Annotated in this window: 20 protein-coding genes and 1 pseudogene; 12 read left to right on the top strand and 9 right to left on the bottom strand. The window is 68.9% G+C overall.

Annotation, left to right across the window (positions count from 1 at the left end; all coding sequences use genetic code 11):
- Window positions 1-13: 13 nt before the first annotated feature.
- Window positions 14-685: a DUF4097 domain-containing protein gene (locus JIW86_RS41280; protein WP_257559889.1), complete on the bottom strand. Its 672-nt coding sequence runs from the start codon at window positions 683-685 to the stop codon at window positions 14-16.
- A 222-nt stretch (window positions 686-907) separates the two neighbouring features.
- On the opposite strand from JIW86_RS41280, the gene JIW86_RS41275 reads away from it, so the two are divergent.
- The gene (locus JIW86_RS41275) at window positions 908-1,663 is read left to right on the top strand and encodes a GbsR/MarR family transcriptional regulator (protein WP_257559854.1); all 756 of its coding nucleotides are present in this window, start codon (window positions 908-910) and stop codon (window positions 1,661-1,663) included.
- A gap of 704 nt (window positions 1,664-2,367) precedes the next feature.
- On the opposite strand, the gene JIW86_RS41270 is transcribed toward JIW86_RS41275, so the two are convergent.
- The gene (locus tag JIW86_RS41270; RefSeq protein WP_257559853.1) at window positions 2,368-2,493 is read right to left on the bottom strand and encodes a hypothetical protein; all 126 of its coding nucleotides are present in this window, start codon (window positions 2,491-2,493) and stop codon (window positions 2,368-2,370) included.
- 95 nt (window positions 2,494-2,588) lie between these two features.
- Between JIW86_RS41270 and JIW86_RS41265 the strand changes: the two genes are divergently transcribed.
- Genes JIW86_RS41265 through JIW86_RS42320 form a run of 4 tightly spaced genes read left to right on the top strand, consistent with a single transcriptional unit; the run spans window position 2,589 to window position 4,496 of the window.
- On the top strand, window positions 2,589-2,828 hold the full coding sequence (locus JIW86_RS41265) for a hypothetical protein (RefSeq protein ID WP_257559852.1): 240 nt from the start codon (window positions 2,589-2,591) through the stop codon (window positions 2,826-2,828).
- On the top strand, window positions 2,825-3,388 hold the full coding sequence (locus JIW86_RS41260) for an RNA polymerase sigma factor (protein WP_257559851.1): 564 nt from the start codon (window positions 2,825-2,827) through the stop codon (window positions 3,386-3,388). The genes JIW86_RS41265 and JIW86_RS41260 overlap by 4 nt, the downstream gene beginning before the upstream one ends.
- Window positions 3,381-4,058: a hypothetical protein gene (locus tag JIW86_RS41255; RefSeq protein ID WP_257559850.1), complete on the top strand. Its 678-nt coding sequence runs from the start codon at window positions 3,381-3,383 to the stop codon at window positions 4,056-4,058. Before JIW86_RS41260 ends, JIW86_RS41255 begins: the two co-directional genes overlap by 8 nt.
- A 21-nt stretch (window positions 4,059-4,079) precedes the next feature.
- Entirely contained in the window at window positions 4,080-4,496 is a 417-nt protein-coding gene (locus JIW86_RS42320) for a transposase (protein ID WP_416237712.1), read from the top strand.
- A gap of 36 nt (window positions 4,497-4,532) precedes the next feature.
- Here JIW86_RS42320 and JIW86_RS41245 read toward each other — a convergent pair whose 3' ends face one another.
- Window positions 4,533-4,727 carry an HTH domain-containing protein gene (locus JIW86_RS41245; RefSeq protein WP_257559849.1) on the bottom strand — a complete coding sequence of 65 codons (195 nt, stop codon included), beginning with the start codon at window positions 4,725-4,727 and terminating at the stop codon, window positions 4,533-4,535.
- A gap of 446 nt (window positions 4,728-5,173) precedes the next feature.
- Between JIW86_RS41245 and JIW86_RS41240 the strand changes: the two genes are divergently transcribed.
- The 3 genes from JIW86_RS41240 (at window position 5,174) to JIW86_RS41230 (ending at window position 7,106) form a co-directional block, all read left to right on the top strand.
- A complete protein-coding gene (locus JIW86_RS41240) occupies window positions 5,174-5,758 on the top strand; it encodes a hypothetical protein (RefSeq protein WP_257559848.1) in 585 nt (194 codons plus the stop codon).
- Window positions 5,759-5,932: 174 nt separating this feature from the next.
- Complete coding sequence (locus tag JIW86_RS41235; RefSeq protein ID WP_257559847.1) at window positions 5,933-6,670, top strand: GmrSD restriction endonuclease domain-containing protein; 738 nt, start codon at window positions 5,933-5,935, stop codon at window positions 6,668-6,670.
- Window positions 6,671-6,776: 106 nt separating this feature from the next.
- Window positions 6,777-7,106: a hypothetical protein gene (locus JIW86_RS41230; protein ID WP_257559846.1), complete on the top strand. Its 330-nt coding sequence runs from the start codon at window positions 6,777-6,779 to the stop codon at window positions 7,104-7,106.
- 112 nt (window positions 7,107-7,218) lie between these two features.
- Here JIW86_RS41230 and JIW86_RS41225 read toward each other — a convergent pair whose 3' ends face one another.
- Window positions 7,219-7,380 carry a DUF6233 domain-containing protein gene (locus JIW86_RS41225; RefSeq protein ID WP_257559888.1) on the bottom strand — a complete coding sequence of 54 codons (162 nt, stop codon included), beginning with the start codon at window positions 7,378-7,380 and terminating at the stop codon, window positions 7,219-7,221.
- Here JIW86_RS41225 and JIW86_RS41220 point away from each other — a divergent pair.
- A complete protein-coding gene (locus JIW86_RS41220) occupies window positions 7,375-7,563 on the top strand; it encodes a hypothetical protein (RefSeq protein ID WP_257559893.1) in 189 nt (62 codons plus the stop codon). The two genes, JIW86_RS41225 and JIW86_RS41220, sit on opposite strands and share 6 nt — an antisense overlap.
- Before the next feature lie 101 nt (window positions 7,564-7,664).
- Here JIW86_RS41220 and JIW86_RS41215 read toward each other — a convergent pair whose 3' ends face one another.
- Window positions 7,665-8,033, bottom strand: a complete 369-nt coding sequence (locus JIW86_RS41215) for an NmrA family NAD(P)-binding protein (protein WP_257559845.1) — start codon at window positions 8,031-8,033, stop codon at window positions 7,665-7,667.
- A 16-nt stretch (window positions 8,034-8,049) separates the two neighbouring features.
- On the opposite strand from JIW86_RS41215, the pseudogene JIW86_RS41210 reads away from it, so the two are divergent.
- Window positions 8,050-8,484: pseudogene (locus JIW86_RS41210) on the top strand (GlxA family transcriptional regulator); the annotation flags it as partial.
- 419 nt (window positions 8,485-8,903) lie between these two features.
- Here the strand turns inward: JIW86_RS41210 and JIW86_RS41205 are convergent.
- Window positions 8,904-10,472, bottom strand: a complete 1,569-nt coding sequence (locus tag JIW86_RS41205) for a carboxylesterase/lipase family protein (RefSeq protein WP_257559844.1) — start codon at window positions 10,470-10,472, stop codon at window positions 8,904-8,906.
- Window positions 10,473-10,569: 97 nt separating this feature from the next.
- Between JIW86_RS41205 and JIW86_RS41200 the strand changes: the two genes are divergently transcribed.
- Window positions 10,570-11,142 carry a TetR/AcrR family transcriptional regulator gene (locus JIW86_RS41200; RefSeq protein ID WP_257559843.1) on the top strand — a complete coding sequence of 191 codons (573 nt, stop codon included), beginning with the start codon at window positions 10,570-10,572 and terminating at the stop codon, window positions 11,140-11,142.
- A gap of 53 nt (window positions 11,143-11,195) precedes the next feature.
- Here the strand turns inward: JIW86_RS41200 and JIW86_RS41195 are convergent, their stop codons facing one another.
- The 3 genes from JIW86_RS41195 to JIW86_RS41185 form a co-directional block, all read right to left on the bottom strand.
- Window positions 11,196-11,366 (bottom strand): hypothetical protein, encoded by a 171-nt coding sequence (locus JIW86_RS41195; RefSeq protein ID WP_257559842.1) that lies wholly within the window; start codon window positions 11,364-11,366, stop codon window positions 11,196-11,198.
- A gap of 37 nt (window positions 11,367-11,403) precedes the next feature.
- On the bottom strand, window positions 11,404-11,760 hold the full coding sequence (locus JIW86_RS41190) for a PRC-barrel domain-containing protein (RefSeq protein ID WP_257559841.1): 357 nt from the start codon (window positions 11,758-11,760) through the stop codon (window positions 11,404-11,406).
- Window positions 11,761-11,914: 154 nt separating this feature from the next.
- Window positions 11,915-13,387, bottom strand: a complete 1,473-nt coding sequence (locus JIW86_RS41185; RefSeq protein WP_257559840.1) for a lipase family alpha/beta hydrolase — start codon at window positions 13,385-13,387, stop codon at window positions 11,915-11,917.
- A gap of 20 nt (window positions 13,388-13,407) precedes the next feature.
- Between JIW86_RS41185 and JIW86_RS41495 the strand changes: the two genes are divergently transcribed.
- A complete protein-coding gene (locus JIW86_RS41495; RefSeq protein ID WP_263862089.1) occupies window positions 13,408-17,916 on the top strand; it encodes a WD40 repeat domain-containing protein in 4,509 nt (1,502 codons plus the stop codon).
- Window positions 17,917-18,218: the final 302 nt, after the last annotated feature.

Below are 18,218 nucleotides of genomic sequence, written 5' to 3'. Positions count from 1 at the left end.
GAGGAGTGCTCCTTTAGAGGCTGCGGGCGGTGATGTCGCCGTAGGCGGTGGTCGCGTGGATGGTCAGGCCGGCGGTGGCGCCGTCGGTGTTCTTGAGCGCGTTGTGGATGCGGCCGTAGGCGGTACCGGCGTCGAGGGAGGCCGAGACGCCCCGGGCGGCGCCGATCGACAGGTTTCCCGCCTCCGTCCGCAGTTCGACCGCACCGCGGACGGCCTCGGCGACCTGGATGTCGCCCTTCTGCGTGCTGATCTGGGCCGGGCCGCCGAGGCGGCCGACGGAGATGTCGCCGGCGAGGAGCGTGAGGCGGGCGCCCGCGGTCTCGTCGAGCTTGATCGAGCCCTGCGCGGCCTCGAGGGTGACATCGCCCAGCCGTCCGACGCCCCGGAGTTCGGCGGCGGCCGTCTTCGCCTCGACGCGGGAACCGGCGGGCAGCTGGACCGTCACCTCGACGGAACCGGAGTGGCCCAGGATCCGGTTCTTCGCCGGAGCGGCTGCGATCCGCAGCACGCCGTCGACGTACTCGACCGTGGTCTGCTCCGCCGCCTTCACGTCACGGCTGCTCGAGGCGTTCACCGGCCGGACCTCGACCGTGGTGTCGGCCCGGTCGGCGGCGATGAACCGGATGAGTCCCGCGGGGATGTCCAGGACGGTGGCGATCGGGGCGGGGGTGGCGAACTTCTGCATGATGCTGTCCTTCGACTCGTTGTTTCTGATGTCGAAAACGCTACGTTGCATTCAAAGATCGTTCAATGTGTTCGTTGCGAAAGATTGTTATTTTCGCAGGTCAAAGGCTAGAAATCGTTGCAACAGTCTTTGAAATTAACGCAACGACAGCCGTCTGTGCGTTGCAATGGATTGAGGGTGAACGCTATAGTGGCGGCATCAAGGAGAACGAAGGAGATCGCGATGCCGGGAGGCAGGCTCACCCAGCAGGAACGCCAGCAGATCGCGCTGGGGGTGGCCGACGGGCTCGCCTACGCGGAGATCGCCAGACGTCTCGATCGCCCGACCTCGACGATCACGCGCGAGGTCATGCGCAACGGCGGCCCCGCCGGCTACCGCGCCGATCTGGCCCACCGCGCCACCGAACACCGCGCCCACCGGCGCAAGCAGGCCACGCCCCGAGGGCCGCAGGCGTCCCCGCAGGCTCATGGGCGCGACCCCGAGGCGGTGCGCGCGTACGAGGAGACGTTCACCACCCTGCTCATGGCTTCGGGCCTGCCCAAGATGATGGCCCGGGTGCTGACCTGCCTGTACACCACGGACGCGGGCAGCCTCACCGCGTCCGAACTCGTCCAGCGCCTCCAGGTCAGCCCGGCGTCGATCTCCAAAGCGATCGCGTTCCTGGAGAGTCAGGGCCTCGTCCGCCGGGAACGGGATGAACGCCGCCGCGAGCGCTACATCGTCGACGACGACGTCTGGTACCAGTCCATGATCGCCAGCGCGCGCTCCACCGCTCAGCTCGCCGAGACCGCACGGCAGGGGGTGGGCATCCTCGGCCCTGACACCCCGGCCGCCACCCGCCTCGAGAACATCGCCCGCTTCGTCGACTTCGTCTCCGAGAGCATCACCCGCGCCGCGGACCAGGCCCGCGAGATCCTCTACACGAAGGCCGAACCGACCTCAGGCGGCACTGCCACGCCAAGCTCAGACCGCGGATAGACAGCCGTCTTGACGGTTACGGCCGGTGGTGCCCGCGCCGGATCACCCGGGAGGCGGTGGAGGAACTCGAACCCGCCGTCAGGTCTCTCGTCACGCCTGGGTGAAGTCCACCGACGGGTTCATCGACACCTCTGATTCCCTCCGCCTCGAGCCTGGTCGTAGTCCTGCTCGTCGGTGTGGGGCGTCGGCTTGCGGGTAGGCGGGCGACCGCTCACCTGCCCCGACTGTGTGGCGGAGTGGGCCGTCGCGAAAGCGAGCGCCGCCTCCCTCGCGTCGTACTCCTGCCACGCCGCCAAGGATCGCTTGCGGTTCCGGCTGCCCCACGCGGTGATCACCATCGGCTGGGCCGATCGCGCACAGCAGCAGGTCGTGGCGGCCGTGCCCGGCAGGTGTCGGCGTGCACGCCAACGGCCAATCTGCAGACCCCTCGCAGGATCAGGACCGCGCCAGCGAGGTGGCGCGTCACTTCCAAAACCAAGTCCCTTCAGTCCCTGGCCAAAGCCGGCCCTCACCAGGTGCGCGAGAGACAGCCATGGGTGTCGGCATCTCGGCGTCGGTCATGAACTCCCCCACTTCTGCTCCCCGGGGCCGCCCGGGCTGGCGGGTGGCATCTCACACTGTCAGCCCATGAAACGGGTGGGGCTCGCCCTCGTCGGGTCCGGTCCAGCACGTCCCGGGCCCGACGAGGGCGCCTTGGCCGGTAGTTACGCCTCCTGGAGCTTGGCCAGGATCCACTCACCGAGTTCTCGGGTCATGGCGGTGTGGCCTTCGTTGGTGGTGGCGCAGAGGAAGTCGTGGAGTTCGCTGCGCTCGCGGTCGACCTCGTCCAAAAATTCTTCTGGTCCGATGTCACACTCTGGCCCCGTCGTTGCTTTAGGACTCAGACGCGGGGCGCATCTGCACCGCTCAGGTCGAGAGGCAGATCGTGGATCCGACGATGATGGCGGTGGTGGCGGTAGTGACCGCAGTGATCGGCACCCTGGCACGACTGACGTACAGGGTGGTCAAGACGCGGGCGGAGGTCCGCCGGGCAGAGGTGGCCCAGCAGGGCCTTTCGGATCGGGTCCGGTCTCTGCCGCCTGGCAGTCGCCTCTCCGAGCGGTCCGCGGACCGTGAGGTCGAGATCCGGATCGGCGCCTCCGCCCGCCACGGCGGGGAGCAGTGACAGAGCTTCCCGCGCCCGCCCACGTTGTGTACGTGCCCCCGGCGGCCCAGCTCCCGCTGCCAACCCAGCAGGACAACGCGTTCGAGGCCTTCTACACCGTGGAAATGACCAAGGTGTCGGCGTTCCTCATGAACCTGGGCGCCAGCCCCTATGAGGCAGCCGACGCCACGCACGAGGCCTTCGAGACTCTGCTCCCCGACAAATGGCGGTACCTGGAGCACCCCAGGGCGTACCTCCGCACGGTCGCGAAGCGGAACTACCTCCGGCAGTCGAACAGCCGGGTACTCCCGACGGACCCGGTCCCGGAGCGGCCGGGCGGCACCTGTCCGGTCGAACTGGTCATCCTCACCGACGAGCGGCAGCGGATGCTCGACCTCCTCGCAACATTGCCGCCGGCGGAAAGGGAGGCCATGGCCTGGAACCTGGACGGCTTCAATCACGAGGAGACCGCCAAGATCCTGGGCAAGAACCCCGCCGCGGTGCGGCAGGCCTACTCGCGTGCACGTGCACGGCTGATCAACGCTCTCGCGCTGAAGCAGGAGGCGGAGACAAATGAGTGACCACTACCAGGACATCGACACCCGCGCCGACGCCGCAGCCGAAGCAGCCCTCGACGCCCTTCTCATCGGACACCAGGCCGACCTCCACTCCGCGCTCGCATCCGCCCTGGATATCCGAACAGGTCTCGCACAGCTTGGCCGTGAGCCGAAGCGCCAGTGGAGGCGTCTAGCCGAAAACATTCAGACAACACACGTTGTCCACGTCGCGGAGGTACCCGCGCCGGACATCGAGATGTGGGTGGTGCACACCACACGCAGCTCTACCTTGGCGTCTGCGGTGGACGCCGTCGAGAAAGAAGTGCTCCAGGTAGAAGCCTTCATCGATGAGCTGGAAGAGCACCCCAATCGGGAGGTGACACCCCCCGGCGCCGGGGCGAACCCGCTTGCTGCCCTCTGGCTCGTATGCCGCGAACTGAACCGCATCACGGATCTACTGGCCGACCAAAGGATCACGAAGGAGTCCGCCGGATCCGAATTCGACGTGGTCCAGGAGACCCTGGAGGATCAGGTCACCGGCTGGACCGAGAAGCTCTCCAAGCCCTCCCACTCGGAGCAGGACGCCGACATGCTCGACGGGTTCCTTGACAGGGCCAACGCCGCGATGCGTCTTCGGAAGCTGATCGTCAGGCTCTTCGAGGATGCGGACGAGAACGTCTTGCAGCTCAACTGACAGACCGGCCAGTTCTGCCCCGTGATCACGACGCGTGAGCACGGGACAGAACTGTTCTTCGATGCTGCTTCCAGCTGGGGCAGCCCTGCCTACTCTCGATCCCGCCTCCGGCTGCGTGCGCGCAGTCGTGCCCAGCAGGATCGTCACCAGCCGCAAACGGTGGTGATCAGTCCATGGGCGTGGCAGGCCAGGGTGCGCGGCATCAAGGCCATCGTGATCAAGTTCGACAAGGAGACATGCCGCCCCTGCCCGGTGCGCGACCAGTGCACCCGCTCGAAGACCGGCGGCCGAACCCTCTCCCTGCAACCCCGCGAGCTGCAAGGCCGTTGCACTCAACCTCATTCGCCTCGATGCCTGGTGGAACGGCCACCCACTCGACCGCACCCGCGTCAGTCACCTTGCCCGCCTCGACCTCTCCCTCGCCGCGTGACCGAATAAGCCAGCAGGATCGTCACCAGCCGCAAACGGCGGTGATCAGTCCTTGGCCTTGGCCAGCCGCGGCAGCTCGGCCGTGTTGGTCGCCTCGGCAAGCACCTGGCGGCCGCCCTTCAGCTCGGGCACGTAGTTGTAGATGGTGTTGCGGGAGACACCGAGAAGCTTCGCGATCGAGGTCACGGTGTTCTCGGGGCGGGCGAGCAGGTCGCGGGCGTGACGTACTTGCTCCGTCATACGCGCTGTGGGTCTTGTGGACCAGGTGGAGCCGCCAGGCGCACTCGTTGCAGGTCGGCGGGTGCGGGCGACTTGGTCTTGTAGATGCTCTCCCGGTCCTGTCCGCATCCGAGGTCGGCCTGGGTGACGTCGATACGACCCCACTCCCCGTAAACCCCGACGAACACCATCGCTCTCTCCTTCGTTCCGTGGCAGATCCCTGTCCGCGGCGGACGGTAGGGGCCTGGTCTGACATGGCATCCCCCGGTCGGAGCAGGGTGATGCGCCGATCGGGAGATCCCGGTCCTCCTCACGAGCCTCCGCTCCGGCCTCCCGTTGACCACTGGAACTTCGCCCGTACCGCTTTCGGTGGATCACGGTGCGTGGGCGGCTCGGTCGGGGCAGCCTGGCGGTGTGGTCCGGCCTCTCGGCCGGCCCGGCCGCGCTGCGGGGAGGGGTTGATCGTCGTGGACAGGGTGCTGCAGGCGTTGGGGGCCGCACACGAGGGGTCGGTGGGGGTGCTGCTGGCCGACGGCAGTGAGCCGGGCCCGGTCTATTTCGATGTGGGCAGCGGTTCGAACATGCCGTCGTCGAAGGAGTGGCACGTCTACGACGGCCGGTTCGGCCGGCCCCAGGCCATGGTCCTGCGGGGCAGCTGCTCATGCGGCTGGCGGGGGATGGCCGAGTACCCGCTCGACTGGACCACCCTCCCCAAGGACAAGCCCTTGTACGAGGCGGACGTCGACGTGTCCGGGCCGATCGCGGACTACGACGCGCACCTGTCGGTGATCCGGGACGCGGCCGTCCAACTCCCAGCGGCACTCACCGAGCTACTCACCGAACTCGCTCGCCGGCTTGACGGTCTGGCCGCCGGGGACCCGCTGGTCGCGTTGAAGGCCCTGGCCGACCTGCGGCACATGATCGCCCAGGTCGGCCTGGCCGCGGTAAACGAACTCACCGCCGGGGAGGTGCCGATCGAGCAGGTAGCAACCGCGCTCGGCACCAGCGAGCCCGCGGCCCGCGGCTACCTCAGGAGCTACCTCCAGCCCTGACCCTGTAATACCCCACCCCACCCGGTACCTCGCTCACCTCCTCGGGAGCGCGACGGTCCGGCCCTCTCGACTGGACCGGCAAGATCGTTTCGCCGGTGAATTGAGACACCCGCCCGAGTGAGTTGACTCCCGGCACCCTGTTCCGGGCCTGATCGGCCGCGCTACACCCAGGGGGTGATCAAGAACCTGCTGCAGCGTGGTCTGCCCGCGCTCGCACTCGCCGCCCTGCCCCTGCTCACCACTACTCCCGCCGCACACGCGACCGGAGCACAGCCAGCCGTTTCCGCCGTGTTCGGCATCGCCGGGGCCCCCGGAGTCCGCGCGCCACTGCCGCTGTTCGAGGCGATCGACCAGATCCCGGTCGCCGACGAGCACCGCGAGGGCTACAAGCGGGACCTCTACAAGCACTGGAACCGCGGGCTGAACGCGACGGACGGGTGTGACACCCGCAAGGAGGTCATCCTTTCCGAGGCGGTCGAGGCACCGCAGGTCGCGGCCGGATGCCGGCTGACGGGCGGTTCCTGGCTCAGCCCCTACGACGACATCGTCGTCACCGACGCCGCCCGCCTCGACGTCGACCATTTCGTCCCGCTGGCCGAGGTTTTCGACTCCGAGCTCAAGACTCCCGACGGCGTCCGCTGGAGTGCGGCGCGGCGTGAGGCGTACGCGAACGACCAGAACAGCCCGGACACCCTGGTCGCGGTCACCGCGGCCTCGAACAGGAGCAAGGCTGACAAGGACCCGGCGCAGTGGCTGCCCCCGGCCGCTGCCTACCACTGCGAGTACGTGGCGAAGTGGGTGGGCACCAAGCTCCGGTGGGACCTGGCCGCGGACGAGGCCGAGCGCCAGGCCCTGCTCGGTGTCGCGGAGGACTGCCCGAACACCACCGTCATCTACGAGCCGGCCGCGTGATGGCCGTGGCGGGCGGACCGGGCCCGCACCTGGCCGGTCCCCCGCTCCCGGCGGGTGGCCCGCTGGTCAGGTGCCGGTGCCGTATTTCGTCGATGCGGGAGTGGTCATGAGCCTTTCAGCAGCGCCCCGGGAGTTCCCCTTCACGCTTCCCCACGGGTACACCGATCCGGCTGGTGTCACCCACCGCGAGGGGATGATGCGCTTGGCCACCAAGAACGATGAGCTGGCCCCGCTGGTAGACCCGCGGGTACGGGAGAACCCGTCCTATCTGGGTGTCGTCCTCCTCGGCCTGGTCATCACACGCCTGGGCACGGCGGGCCAGCCCGACCCGGCGGTGATCGAATCCCTCTTCCCGGCGGACCTCGCCCACCTGCAGAAGCTGTACCGGGAGATCAACGGAGCCGAGCTGCCCGGCGGACTACCGGACACCGTCTGACAACACCGTGACGGCCGGTCCGGGAAGCCCCTTGCACCCCGGACCGGCCGCTGTGCCGCTGTTCCGCTGCGCCGGCTCTTCCCCGCGCGCGACGGACGCGGGAACGGGGCGGCTACGCGTGGCCGCCGCCCAGCTGCAGTACTGCTCCGAAGATGGCCGCGGCGTCGCAGTGGTGACATGCCCGCACGCCGGGCCGCATGAGCACGTCCAGGGCCTGCAGGTTCTCCACCTCGACCCCGCCGCCGGCCGCGTGTGCACAGTCGTGCCCGTGGATGAGCGAACCCCGGCCGCCGGGAGCTGGGACGTGGATCCATCCGGGGCGGGGTGGTGGGAGGTCGGGGAGGATCCGGTGGGTCGGTACCCGGGTGAGGTCGAGCCGTCGATCGGCTCCAGGACGTCGGCGGTGACCCAGGTCGTGGACTCCATCGCCTCGATGTTGGGGCCGCCGGCGCACTAGACCCTGTTGACCGCTGTTTACCGCCCTGACTGGCACGCGCCCGGCGTAGCGCGTCACCGGCCAGAGCTGGGGGAGCGAGGCTCCGTGGTTCTGTCCCGTCCTTATGCCTGCCGGGGGCGGAGCAGCGCGAGGAGCTTCGCCTTCCCCTGTCGGCCGAGCCAGGCATCGAAGGTCATCACTCCTGGGTGCAGCTTCCGTGCGATGGAGATGTCGGCCCCGTAGCCGCCGGAAGCGTTCAGGAAGTCGACGGCGTCGGCAAAGTCCTCGCTCTGCGCACGGACAGCCTCGACCGGGATGTGGACGCAGGGGATGTGACGGCCCGATGCCCGGGTGAGGGCCGCGGCCGTCTGGGAGGGTGTGAGGGCGTCTCCGGCGATGGCGACGGCCTTGCCCAGATACTGCGTCGGGTCGCCGACCGCGAGCGCGACGAAGGTACCGATGTCTTCCACCGCGATCAGCTGCTCGGCCACGTCTGATGCGAACGCGGTCGCCAACGAAGTGGCGCGCGCCTGCGTCGTTCCGCCCTGGCGCGACGGCGGCCAGGCACAGTACATCCGTCGACCCGTACCTGCCCCCACCGACAACGGCACGGCCCCCACCCGGTCCTGGGTCCTGGAGCGGCTCGCCGAACCTGTAACGCTGGCCGACATGGCCGCCCACGCCAAGGTCAGCGTACGTACCTTCACCCGCCGCTTCCGCGACGAAGTCGGCGCGAGCCCCGGTCAGTGGCTCGTACAGCAGCGGATCGAGCGGGCGCGGCACCTGCTGGAGACCACAGACTGGCCGATCGACACAGTGGCCGACCACGCGGGCCTCGGCAGCGGCACCTCGCTTCGCCAGCACCTCCACGCCGCCATCGGCGTCTCTCCCCAGGCATACCGCCGCACCTTCCGCACCGTGAGCCCGGATGTCCGACCGTAGGGGTACCCGCTCCCACGTGCCGTCGATCGCCTATGCGCGTGAGTCAGCGACACATCCGATCAACGACCAGATGGTCCAAGCGAATCGGCCTGCCCGTACGGGGGCCTGCCGATCGGCCGCTGGGCATCTGTGCACCTGGGCCGGGGTGGCACAAGACAGCAGCCCGCGCAGCACGGGGGCGCGGGTGTGGCGCAGGTCCATCCCGGCGAGAGCCCTTAGAGGTCTAGACAATAAGCAAGCCCCAGGTCGCTGACCTGGGGCTTTGTCGTGGAGCGGATGACGGGGCTGCGGAGCCGAGTTCCGGGGCCCGCGGAACCCCCGTGCTGACCGCTGTTTACCGCCCTGACTGGCACGTAGTGGCACGAGTCGTGTGCTGCCCGGCGTCCCAGGCACCTCGGTCGGCGGGACGATGCTTGGCGTCAGCGGAGGTTCTTCCAGAACGCATGGTTGTGGTCCTTGGTGAACTCCGTTCGCTTCCACGGCCCCGAGGCCAGCGACTGCACGTAGCCGCCGCTGCGGAAGCTCGGCCAATCCGTCTTCCCGGACTCGGCGAAGTCCACCCAGGTGTCAGTCATTCGCTTGCCGAGGCGTTCCTGCTTCTCTGTCAGCTTCTCGAACAGGGGCAGCTTGAGGTCGAAGAGGTAGGACAGCTCCGACATGTGCGAGGCGCGGAGCTCGAAGCTGAGCTTCGGGTCACCTGCCCACGAGGGCGTCTCGCGCTCGCTGAACTCGAACATCCGGGTCGGCGTCCACTGCGACAGCAGCCGGGCGGTGTCCAGCGTCGGAACCGACCAGCTGCGGTCGGTCAGGACCGTTGCCAGGGCCTCGCCGGCGGAGCTGAAGCGGCTTAGCGGATAGCGGGCCAGCACCGCGTCGGCCTGGGCTCCGAACTCCTTGCGGATTTCGGGCTCGTACGCCTCGGGCGGCATGGGATCGCCCGTCAGCTCCTGGCCGAGGATCCGGCCGCGCTCCTCGTCGTGGTTGACCCCGATGAGGACCGGGACGCGGTTGAACTTGCCCGTGCGCAGCGCCTCGGCGGGGGCCAGTGGCATGAGGTCCGTACCGGCGATCGGGCGTGGCTCGTTCCAGGTCCCGTACACCTTCATGAGCGTGGCCGCGTCCGTGCCGCGCAGGCAGGACTCCGCATCATTGCAGTCCTTGCCCTCCTTGGACTTCAGCTCCTTGAGCTTGGCGAGCGTGGCCTTGGCCTCGGCCTCGGCTTCCTCCCGGGTGCGGGAGCCGCCCGTGGCGCAGGGCGCGCTCTGCACGATGGCGCGGTCGAACAGTCCGGTCGACTTCGGCGAGGTGAGGTGGCCGCAGACGCTGTACCCGCCGCCGGACTCACCCATGATCGTCACGTTGCCGGGATCGCCCCCGAAGGCGCCCGCGTTGGCGCGGACCCAGCGCAGCGCGGCCTGCTGGTCCTCCAGGCCGAGGCCGCCGGAGGTCTTGAGCGCCGGGTCGGACAGGAAGCCCATGACACCGAGCCGGTAGTTGACCGAAACGACGACGGTGCCCTCGGCGGCCAGCCGCTCGGGGCCGTAGAGGTCGCCACTGCCGAACATCAGGCTGCCGCCGTGGATCCACACGATCACCGGCCGCTTGCCGGTCTGCGTGGCGGGGGTGGTGACGTTCAGGTAGAGGCAGTCCTCGGCCTCGCTGGGGACTCCGACGGGCAGCCCCTTCGGCTGGGCGCAGGGGGATCCCGGAGCGGTCGCCTCGCGTATCCCGGTCCAGGGCGCGGCGGGCTGCGGCGAGGCCCAGCGCAGGTCCCCCACCGGCGGGGCGGCATATGGGATGCCCTGGAAGCTGCGCAGGCCGCCGTTGTCTGCGGTGCCACGCACGGCGCCGCCGGTGGTGGCGACGACCGTACGGGCGGCGCTGCCTGCTGCCGCTTGCGCAGGGCCGGCCAGTCCGACCCCCAGGCCTAATGTGGCCAGCGTCAGCGCGGCGGTGAACTCCTTGGAAACGTTCCTGGTGTGTCTCATGGCCCGAACCGTACGCAGATTTGCACGATCGTGCAATACGTTTGTATAGCTCGATCGCGTGAGGCGTTCGTGCCATGCGGGCGCTAGGCTCCGGGGCATGGGAAACCGCGAAGCCCTGCTCATCGGCGCCAAGGCCTGCCTGCGGGAAAAGGGTTACGACCGCACGGCCGTACGCGACATCGCCACGGCCGCCGGCGTGAGCACGGCCGCCATCGGCTACCACTACGGCTCGCGCGAGGCACTGCTCAACCAGGCGCTGTTCGAGATCCTCGACGAGTGGGGCGACGCGATCGGCCGGGCGCTGGTGCCCGGCGCCGACGGCTCCTCCCGGGCGCACTTCGAGCGCATCTGGGAGAGCTTGATCGAGCAGTTCAGCGCGCACCCCGACCTCTGGCTGGCCACGGTGGAGCTGTTCATGCAGGCCCAGCGGCAGCCGGAGCTGCGGGCCGCGCTGGCCGGCGGCACCGCCCAGGGCCGTCGCGGCATGGCGGCCATCCTGGACAGCGTCCGCGAGGAGGAGGTGTCGGACACCTCCGTCCGCACCCTCGGCACCGTGCAGTTGGCGCTCGTGTCGGGTGTGATGCTCCAGTGCCTCAGCGACCCCTCCAGTGCCCCCACCGCCGCCGAGGTGCTCGAAGGCGTCCGGGCCCTGGCCGAGTTGGCGCGCTGACCATGACAGACAACGAAGAAGGCCCAGTTCGCTGACCTGGGCCCTTGCCGGTACTACCGAAGGTGGCTGCGATGCGAGCGTCGGGACCAACGTGTGGCGATGAAGACCACGTCGGCCACGACGAGCAGGATGGCGATGATCAGGAGATAGGGCATGCCGTCCGCCACCACGCCGATCAGTCCCAGGGTGACGGCCACGAGAAGCAGGAACAGGAAGATCGCCATAGGGAGAACATCTCCTCCGGCACGGGGCTCGGAGCGGTCAGCGGCGAGCGAGTTGCCGTTCGCCGCTGGCACCCGGCTGGTAGGCCATCTCGTAGTGCTTGAAGATCGCCTCTTCCTGCTCGGCGGGCACGATGTCATCAGTGCCGATGGCCGGGGCCTTCTTCACGACTGCCTTGGCGTGCGCGACCTTGACGTAGCCCGGTCCCAGGATCGCCTCGTCGAAAGGAACGAAGACCAGGCGCCGGCGGGTGGGCAAGCCGGTGAGGACGGTGGCCATGGCCGGTTCGTCGGTAGCGGTGTGCACGTAGATCGCTTCCAGTGAGCCGATCCTGTCTCCTTTCGGGTCGACGACGTCGCAGTCGCGCCGCTCGCGGATATCGGCTGAATGGATCATGCCCCGCTCCCTGCAGCACGACGAGGCTGACACAACGGCCCCAGCACATTCACACGCCGGGGCCGCCCTTCCGGGCGCTGCACGTGAGAGTGCACCGACCCATTGCGGACGTGCCTCACGGGGCTTGATGGCTGCGAAAGGCCGTGCCGCAGCGTCAGGCCGTCTCTCGTTTCGGCTCCGCTTCTGCGGCCAGGACGAGCTGGGTGACGGTGAGGTCGTCTAGGGTGCGCACGGTCACGCGGTACAGGCCCGGTGTGTAGGCCGTGGCTCGAGCCACGATGTCGCCGTCGCCCCAACCCAGGCGGAGCCTTTGGGTGGATCCCGTGCTCAGGTCGGTGACTTCGCACCGGACGCCGCCCAGGGAGTCCACGCCGCTGAGCGTGAGGGTCCAGGGGTTGCCGACCTCAACGAGGTCGGGGACGTCCAGGCCGCATCCAGGGGTCCCCTGGGGCGGGCCGAGGTGCTCGTCATCGCGCAGGATTTCCGCGACGGCTTTCAGCGCGATGTGGTCGGAGGCGACGGCTCCGTGCTGGAGGGGCAGGGGCGTGATGGCCGGGCCGACGGCCGCTGACTCCTTGTAGACGGTTCCGTCGCCCTTGACGTCGTAGAACTTCAGGCGCCCGCGCGGGTCACGGATGAAGTCGCCGTTGGTGTGCTGGCGAGCTCCGTGGTGATGGGCTTCGACGACCCCGGCGTGGATCGTCAGGCTCTGCAGGGTGCTCTGCTGGGTGCCCACGACGGCTCGGTGGGCGGGCAGGGCCAGGTGGGCTTGTCGGCGGTGGGAGTCTGCTGCGTCGCGGGCGAGGTCGGCGTTTCCGCCGATGGCGGCCACGTCTTGGGGAGTGAGGTGGCGGATGTGGTCGCCGTCAATGAGGCAGGTGTACTGGGGCAGGAGGTCGTGCAGGCCCGGCATGGTGGCGGAGATGGACTGCAGCTGCCGGTGAGGGAGGGGGACGGGGGTGCCGCGCCCGGTGTTGAGGATGGCGGTGGCCTTCACGGCGCCGTAGAACGGAGTGCCGAGGGTGAGGACGGCTCGGGTGTCCTGGGCGAGGTCTCTGTCGTGAGCGGGGTCGAGGGCGGCTCGGGTGACGAGGCCGCCCATGGAGTGGGCGACGAAGACGAGGCGTGCGGGCCGCTCGTCGACACGGTGGCGGCGGGCGGCATCGTGGGCGTCGTGCTGGCGCCAGGTGGTCAGGTGTCGGCGGGCGGCATCGGCCAGGAGCCGGCCGTTGGTGGCGACGGGCAGGCGCCAGTCGTAGGGGAATTGCATGATTGCCGCGGGGTGGGCGACGCAGTCGCGGACGGTGTTGATGAGGCTGGTGTAGGGCTCCAGACCCTGGAGGTAAGGCGTCCATGAAGAGTGGCGCATGAGCTGGGTGGCTGTGATGCGGCCGGTCTTGCCTTCCAGCTCGTCCTCGGTCAGTCGCAGGGGCTCCAGGCCTTTGGGCTGTGTCCACGCCTTGAGGAGCCAGGCAACACCGGATAATCCCCAGATGGTTTTTTGCCTGGTGGTGTCATAGAGCTCGCTGCCCATGATGCCGGGAACGATGACGACGGCGTCCTGGGTGATGTCCGCGGTGAGGAGTGACGCGGCGTTTTTCTCGGGTTCCGGCGTGCGGTGATTCATGGCTGTGAACAATAGGGAAAATGCAGGGGGAGCGCGGGCACATCGGCCTGGTCGGGGGCAGCCCGCAGGCGGCCAAGGCTGACGCGGAGGCCGTCAGGCCGGGCTCGCTGGTCATGGTGACGGTCGAGGACGGAGATCCCGAGTTCGCCAAGGCCATCGAGGAGCAGCTGCTGGTGGTGACCGGGTGGTGGCAGGCTGAGGCGGGTTTCGTGCAGACCGTCTTGCGTTCGCCTACGGAGCGCCATGACGTTGAGCGCTTCCTCTACACGTCCGGCATCCGGGACGCCGCCGAAGACGAACCTTTGGTCGTGTACATCACCTCGCACGGCGCGGTCAGCCCCTCGGGCAGGCACTTCCTGCGTCTGCCCGACACCGACGACAGCCGGCTGCAGGCAACCGGCATGCCCACGAACGAACTTGTTATTGCAGCGCTCGACTCACAGGCCAGGCATGTGCTGGTCATCGTCAATGCCTGTGAGTCCGGGGGCATCGACGTGGAGCTGACGGCCTTCATCCGCGATCTTTCGCGGACCCGTACCTCGAGTGGCACGATGACCGTCGTGGCCACGACGGCAACTCGTTCGCCTGTCCTGGGGCGCGAGTTCGCCACGATCTTGCAGATGGCGTTCGGCTGGCTTCGGGATGCGGCAGGCATCACGCGCTCCCATCTGTCGGCCGGCGAGTTCATGAGCGCCCTGGAGGAGGCCACCGGCCGGCTCAACGCAGAGCGCGATCTCCAGCTGCCAGGCCCGCGCCTGGTCTACCACTCCAAGCTGGGGGCGGTGGCGCTCACTCTGCCCAACCCCGGGTACCGGCCCAAGCCGCAGGTGGTCGCTCCCGCCCGGGCGGAGGTCGCGGCCACACACGACGAACTGGAGTACTGGCTTGACCGCGCCAGCGGCCGCGCCAGCAGCGATGACCCGGGTTGGTACTTCTCCGGCCGCCAAGACCTCAACCGGCAGCTGGCCCGCTTCGCTTCCCACGACCCCGGAGTACTCATCGTCACCGGGAGCGCTGCGAGCGGAAAGTCCGCCCTGCTGGCGCGCACCGTCACACTCAGCGATCCTGATTTCCGCGCGTCCCCGCGCTATGCCCAGGCGGTGCGCATGGCTCCCGCAGACAGCGTGCCCGCCGAGGGGTCGGTGCATGTCGCGGTGTCCGCCCGCAATCGTGGGCCGGTGAGTCTCATCGAGGCGATCGGCAGCCGCCTGGGCTGTGCCCCGGACCGTTCACGGCCGGCTGCCGATCCGCTGCGGCAGTGGCAAGAAGGGCTGCGTAATTTCTTCACCGCCGGGTGGGGGAAGACGGTCACGGTGGTCATCGACGGTGTCGACGAATCCCTGGATCCGGCGGCCTGCATCCGCGACGTCCTCGAGCCCTTGGCCCCCTACACCCGCGGGACGCAGGATTCCGTCAGAGCATCCGTACCCGCCCAGCAGGCAGCCGGCCCGCCGCCGCCTGGACGGCGGGCGGGACAGCGGGGGCTTCGGCTGCTGCTCGCTGTGCGCAGCAGCAGGCCCGGCACACAGCTGGCGTCGGCGGCCCCCAGCGTGCCAGGGCTGCTGGAGGACTTGCGTACCGCGTTTCCCGGTGCGCGGGAAGCGCGGACTGACGCGGACGGGGTGGAGGCGGATATCTCCGCATACATCGCGGCTCTGCTGGCGGCGGCGCCCTGGGCCAGGGATGCGGCGGAGGTCGCCCGGGCGGCCCAGGCTGTGGCACCTCATGTCAGGCGTTCGTTCCTCGATGCACGCCTGGCGGCAGAGCAGTTGCGGCGCAGTGACGGGCTTGCCCTGTTGCGTGACCCGCAGTGGTTTGCACAGCTTGACCGCGGCACGGTGGGTTTGTTCGCTGAGGATCTCGAGCACGTCGCCGACAGCGGCGTGAGCGTTCAGGAGGCGGTGGCGCTGTTGCGTGTCACCGCGTTCGGGCTGGGGCGGGGGATCCCTTGGGCGCAGGTCTGGCCGGCGGCGGCCGAGGGCCTGTTGCAGGCGCGTATCGATCACGCGGACGAGAAGATTCGCCGGCTGCTGGAAAGCCGGCTGGCGGGGTATCTCACCCATGACACCGAGGACGATCGTGTGGTGTATCGGCCAGCGCATGAGCAGCTGGCCGCCATTCTTCGCCAGTGGCCGCATCCGCGGTCGCCGCAGGGGACGCCGGGGGGCTCAGGGATGGCAGCGGACGACCAGGCGAGAGATCCAGGCGCCGACGAGCAGGAGGCTCATGCGCGGATCGCGGCGGAGCTGGCCCGCTTGGTCGCGGCGCACTCCGCGCGTGTGCCGCACCCTTATCTGAGTCGGTATCTGGCGCATCATGCCGCACTGGGCCGCACCTTGGATGACGGGCATGTGCCGCCTGCTGTGCTGCCCTGGCTCGCTGGAGACGGAATCCGCGGCCTTCTCACCCTCCCCCACGCCGGCGATGACGAGCGGCCGTGGCTGACCGCCTGGGCATCGGTCGAGCCCTATGTGAAGACCGCCGATGCTGCCTCCCGCTGTGCCAGCCTCCACCTCGCCTACACCGCTCAACGTCATCCCGGCACCCCGCACGCGCAGCTGCCGCCTGAGGCCCGGTCCTTCGCCGGCTCTCCGCTGAGGGTCCTTTGGTCGCAGTGGTCTCCCCCGTCCAACGTGCTCGCCACCCTGAGCCGTACCTGCCTGTCCCTGACCGCGCTCGATGGGCCCGGCGGCGGTGTGCTGCTGGCTTTGGGCAACGAGTCAGGCAGCATCGAGCTCGTCGACGCGGGCAGCGGCACCGCTGTCGGAGACCGGATTCCCGCCCATGAGGGAGCCGTGCGCAGCCTCCGCTTCGTGCCGCACCCTGCGGGCGGCGGCGCACTGCTCTCGGGCAGCACAGACGGCACAGTGCGGATGTGGGACACGAACCGGGGGGTTCTGGTCAATCACAGGAAAGGGCAAGGGCACGTCTGGACGTCCGACATCGCAGGCTTTCGCGACGAGGCACACGTACTGACGTCCATCGCCGTCAATGGCGAGGGGGCTGTCACGCTGTGGCGGGACCAGGCGGGGGCCCAGCAGTTCGCCGAAATGAGCGCTCACTCCCTTGAGCCCGCCGCGTTCGCTCTCACCCTCACTGACCATCCCGACGGTAGGAGGTTGCTGGTCGGGGCAGGCGGAACGCTTCATGTATGGGACATCGCCAGCCATGAGTTACTGCACGAATACCCCATCGGATCCCCGGTCAGGTCGCTGACGAACACGACGGTGCCCGGTCTGATCGCCTGCGGGCACAGCGACGGCTCCATCATGCTGGTGGACGTGAGCGCAGGGCCGAAGGCCGCTCTGGCCGGAACAGGTGAACCTGTCATCGCTCTTGCGGCTGTGCACGTCGACGGCGCGAACCTGCTGGCAGCAGCAGGCACCGGGTCCACGATCGACATCTGGGACATCGACGCCCAGCAGTGGAGGGGCCGGCTCACCGGCCACACCGATGCCGTGACCGCTCTGTGTACCCTGCCGCCCGCCCCAGGGGCAGGCATCCTCGCCTCCACGGCACGGGACAACACCGTACGCGTGTGGGACACCGAGGCCTTCCGGCGCGCCCTCTCCGCCGCCGAGACCGCCCCTGCCGTGGTATCCGCAGCACTCACCGCGCGTTCGCACGCCTTTCCTGCTGTCGCCGTCAGCCGCACGAACGCGAAGGTACAGCTGTGGGACACAGGCAGTGGAACGACCCTCAGCACTCTGTCCGCTGCCCAGGAACCCGCGGTACCCGCCCTGGTCTGGACGTCATCCGGCGCAGGCGGCCAGCCCCTGCTGCTGTGGGCGGCATCCGACCACAGCATCCTCACCTGGGACCCGCTGAGTACCGGCCACGCCCGCACAGCGGTCCCCCTTGCGGGGCACTCCCGACCCGTCCGCTCCCTCGCCGCTGCCATGACCCATACCGGGAATCGCATCGTCATCAGCGGCGGCGACGATTCCAGGGTGTGCCTCTGGGACCTGAACGACGGGCTGAGGGTGCACCATTGGCGCCACCAGTTCCGAATCACCAGCGTGGCCGCAGCATCCGGTGGCAGCAGCACCTGGTTCGCCTCCAGCAGTTTCGACGGGACGGTGAAAGTGTGGGACGGCCAGAACGGCGCGCCCGAGCATGTCCTGTCCTGCCGTCAGGGCCCCATCAAGGCCATAGCCGTCAATGCCCGGCCCAGCCGGCTGCCCGCGTTCCTCGCCAGCGGAGGAAATGACGGCAGCGTGCGACTGTGGGACCTGACCACCTACGAACCGCTCGGTGAGCCCCTGCAGGAACACGCAGACGCTGTCGAAGCCCTTGCCACCTGGACGACCGTGGCAGATGAGCCGCGGAACTGGGTCGCCAGCGCCTCCCGGGACGGCACGATCAGGTTCTGGGACGCTCAGACATCACGCTGCGTCCTGCAACTGGCCACGTGCAGCCCCGTGTACACCCTGTCCGCGCAGCACTGTGACCAGTCCGGCGGCATCGTCCTGACCATGGCCGGAGACGCGGGAGTCGCGGTCTTCAGTCTGGATCTGGAGAACCTGTGACACGGTGTGCGCCCCCCGAAGTCCTTCGTGCGCCCCCTGATGGATCATTAAGTGGACTGTTCCCGCCTGTCAGGCAGCAGAAAATGATCGTTCGGCAGCACCCGTGCCGGTCGGCCTGGCGTTCCAGAACCTCAAGCCGATCCCAGCAACACGCTGCACGAGGCAAGATCCCCCAGGGCGGAATCCATCCCGCCCACGGCAAGGGACATCCGCCGCGAAGCCCCCGCCGCCGGCGGACGCGAAAGATGTCGAGCGAGATCCGGTGGGCCCATCCGCCCAAACCCGCCGGCGTGAGGAGTGGC

Source organism: Streptomyces sp. NBC_00162, from assembly GCF_024611995.1.
Classification (GTDB): domain Bacteria; phylum Actinomycetota; class Actinomycetes; order Streptomycetales; family Streptomycetaceae; genus Streptomyces.
Note: the sequence above shows the minus strand (reverse complement) of the source record. Positions and strands in the feature narration are given on the sequence as shown.

Coding starts and splice junctions, on each gene's coding strand:
- JIW86_RS41280 (WP_257559889.1), bottom strand. CDS start 685: ATGCAGAAGTTCGCCACCCCCGCCCCGATCGCCACCGTCCTGGACATC.
- JIW86_RS41275 (WP_257559854.1), top strand. CDS start 908: ATGCCGGGAGGCAGGCTCACCCAGCAGGAACGCCAGCAGATCGCGCTG.
- JIW86_RS41255 (WP_257559850.1), top strand. CDS start 3,381: ATGAGTGACCACTACCAGGACATCGACACCCGCGCCGACGCCGCAGCC.
- JIW86_RS41245 (WP_257559849.1), bottom strand. CDS start 4,727: ATGACGGAGCAAGTACGTCACGCCCGCGACCTGCTCGCCCGCCCCGAG.
- JIW86_RS41230 (WP_257559846.1), top strand. CDS start 6,777: ATGAGCCTTTCAGCAGCGCCCCGGGAGTTCCCCTTCACGCTTCCCCAC.
- JIW86_RS41205 (WP_257559844.1), bottom strand. CDS start 10,472: ATGAGACACACCAGGAACGTTTCCAAGGAGTTCACCGCCGCGCTGACG.
- JIW86_RS41200 (WP_257559843.1), top strand. CDS start 10,570: ATGGGAAACCGCGAAGCCCTGCTCATCGGCGCCAAGGCCTGCCTGCGG.
- JIW86_RS41195 (WP_257559842.1), bottom strand. CDS start 11,366: ATGGCGATCTTCCTGTTCCTGCTTCTCGTGGCCGTCACCCTGGGACTG.
- JIW86_RS41190 (WP_257559841.1), bottom strand. CDS start 11,760: ATGATCCATTCAGCCGATATCCGCGAGCGGCGCGACTGCGACGTCGTC.
- JIW86_RS41185 (WP_257559840.1), bottom strand. CDS start 13,387: ATGAATCACCGCACGCCGGAACCCGAGAAAAACGCCGCGTCACTCCTC.
- JIW86_RS41495 (WP_263862089.1), top strand. CDS start 13,408: ATGCAGGGGGAGCGCGGGCACATCGGCCTGGTCGGGGGCAGCCCGCAG.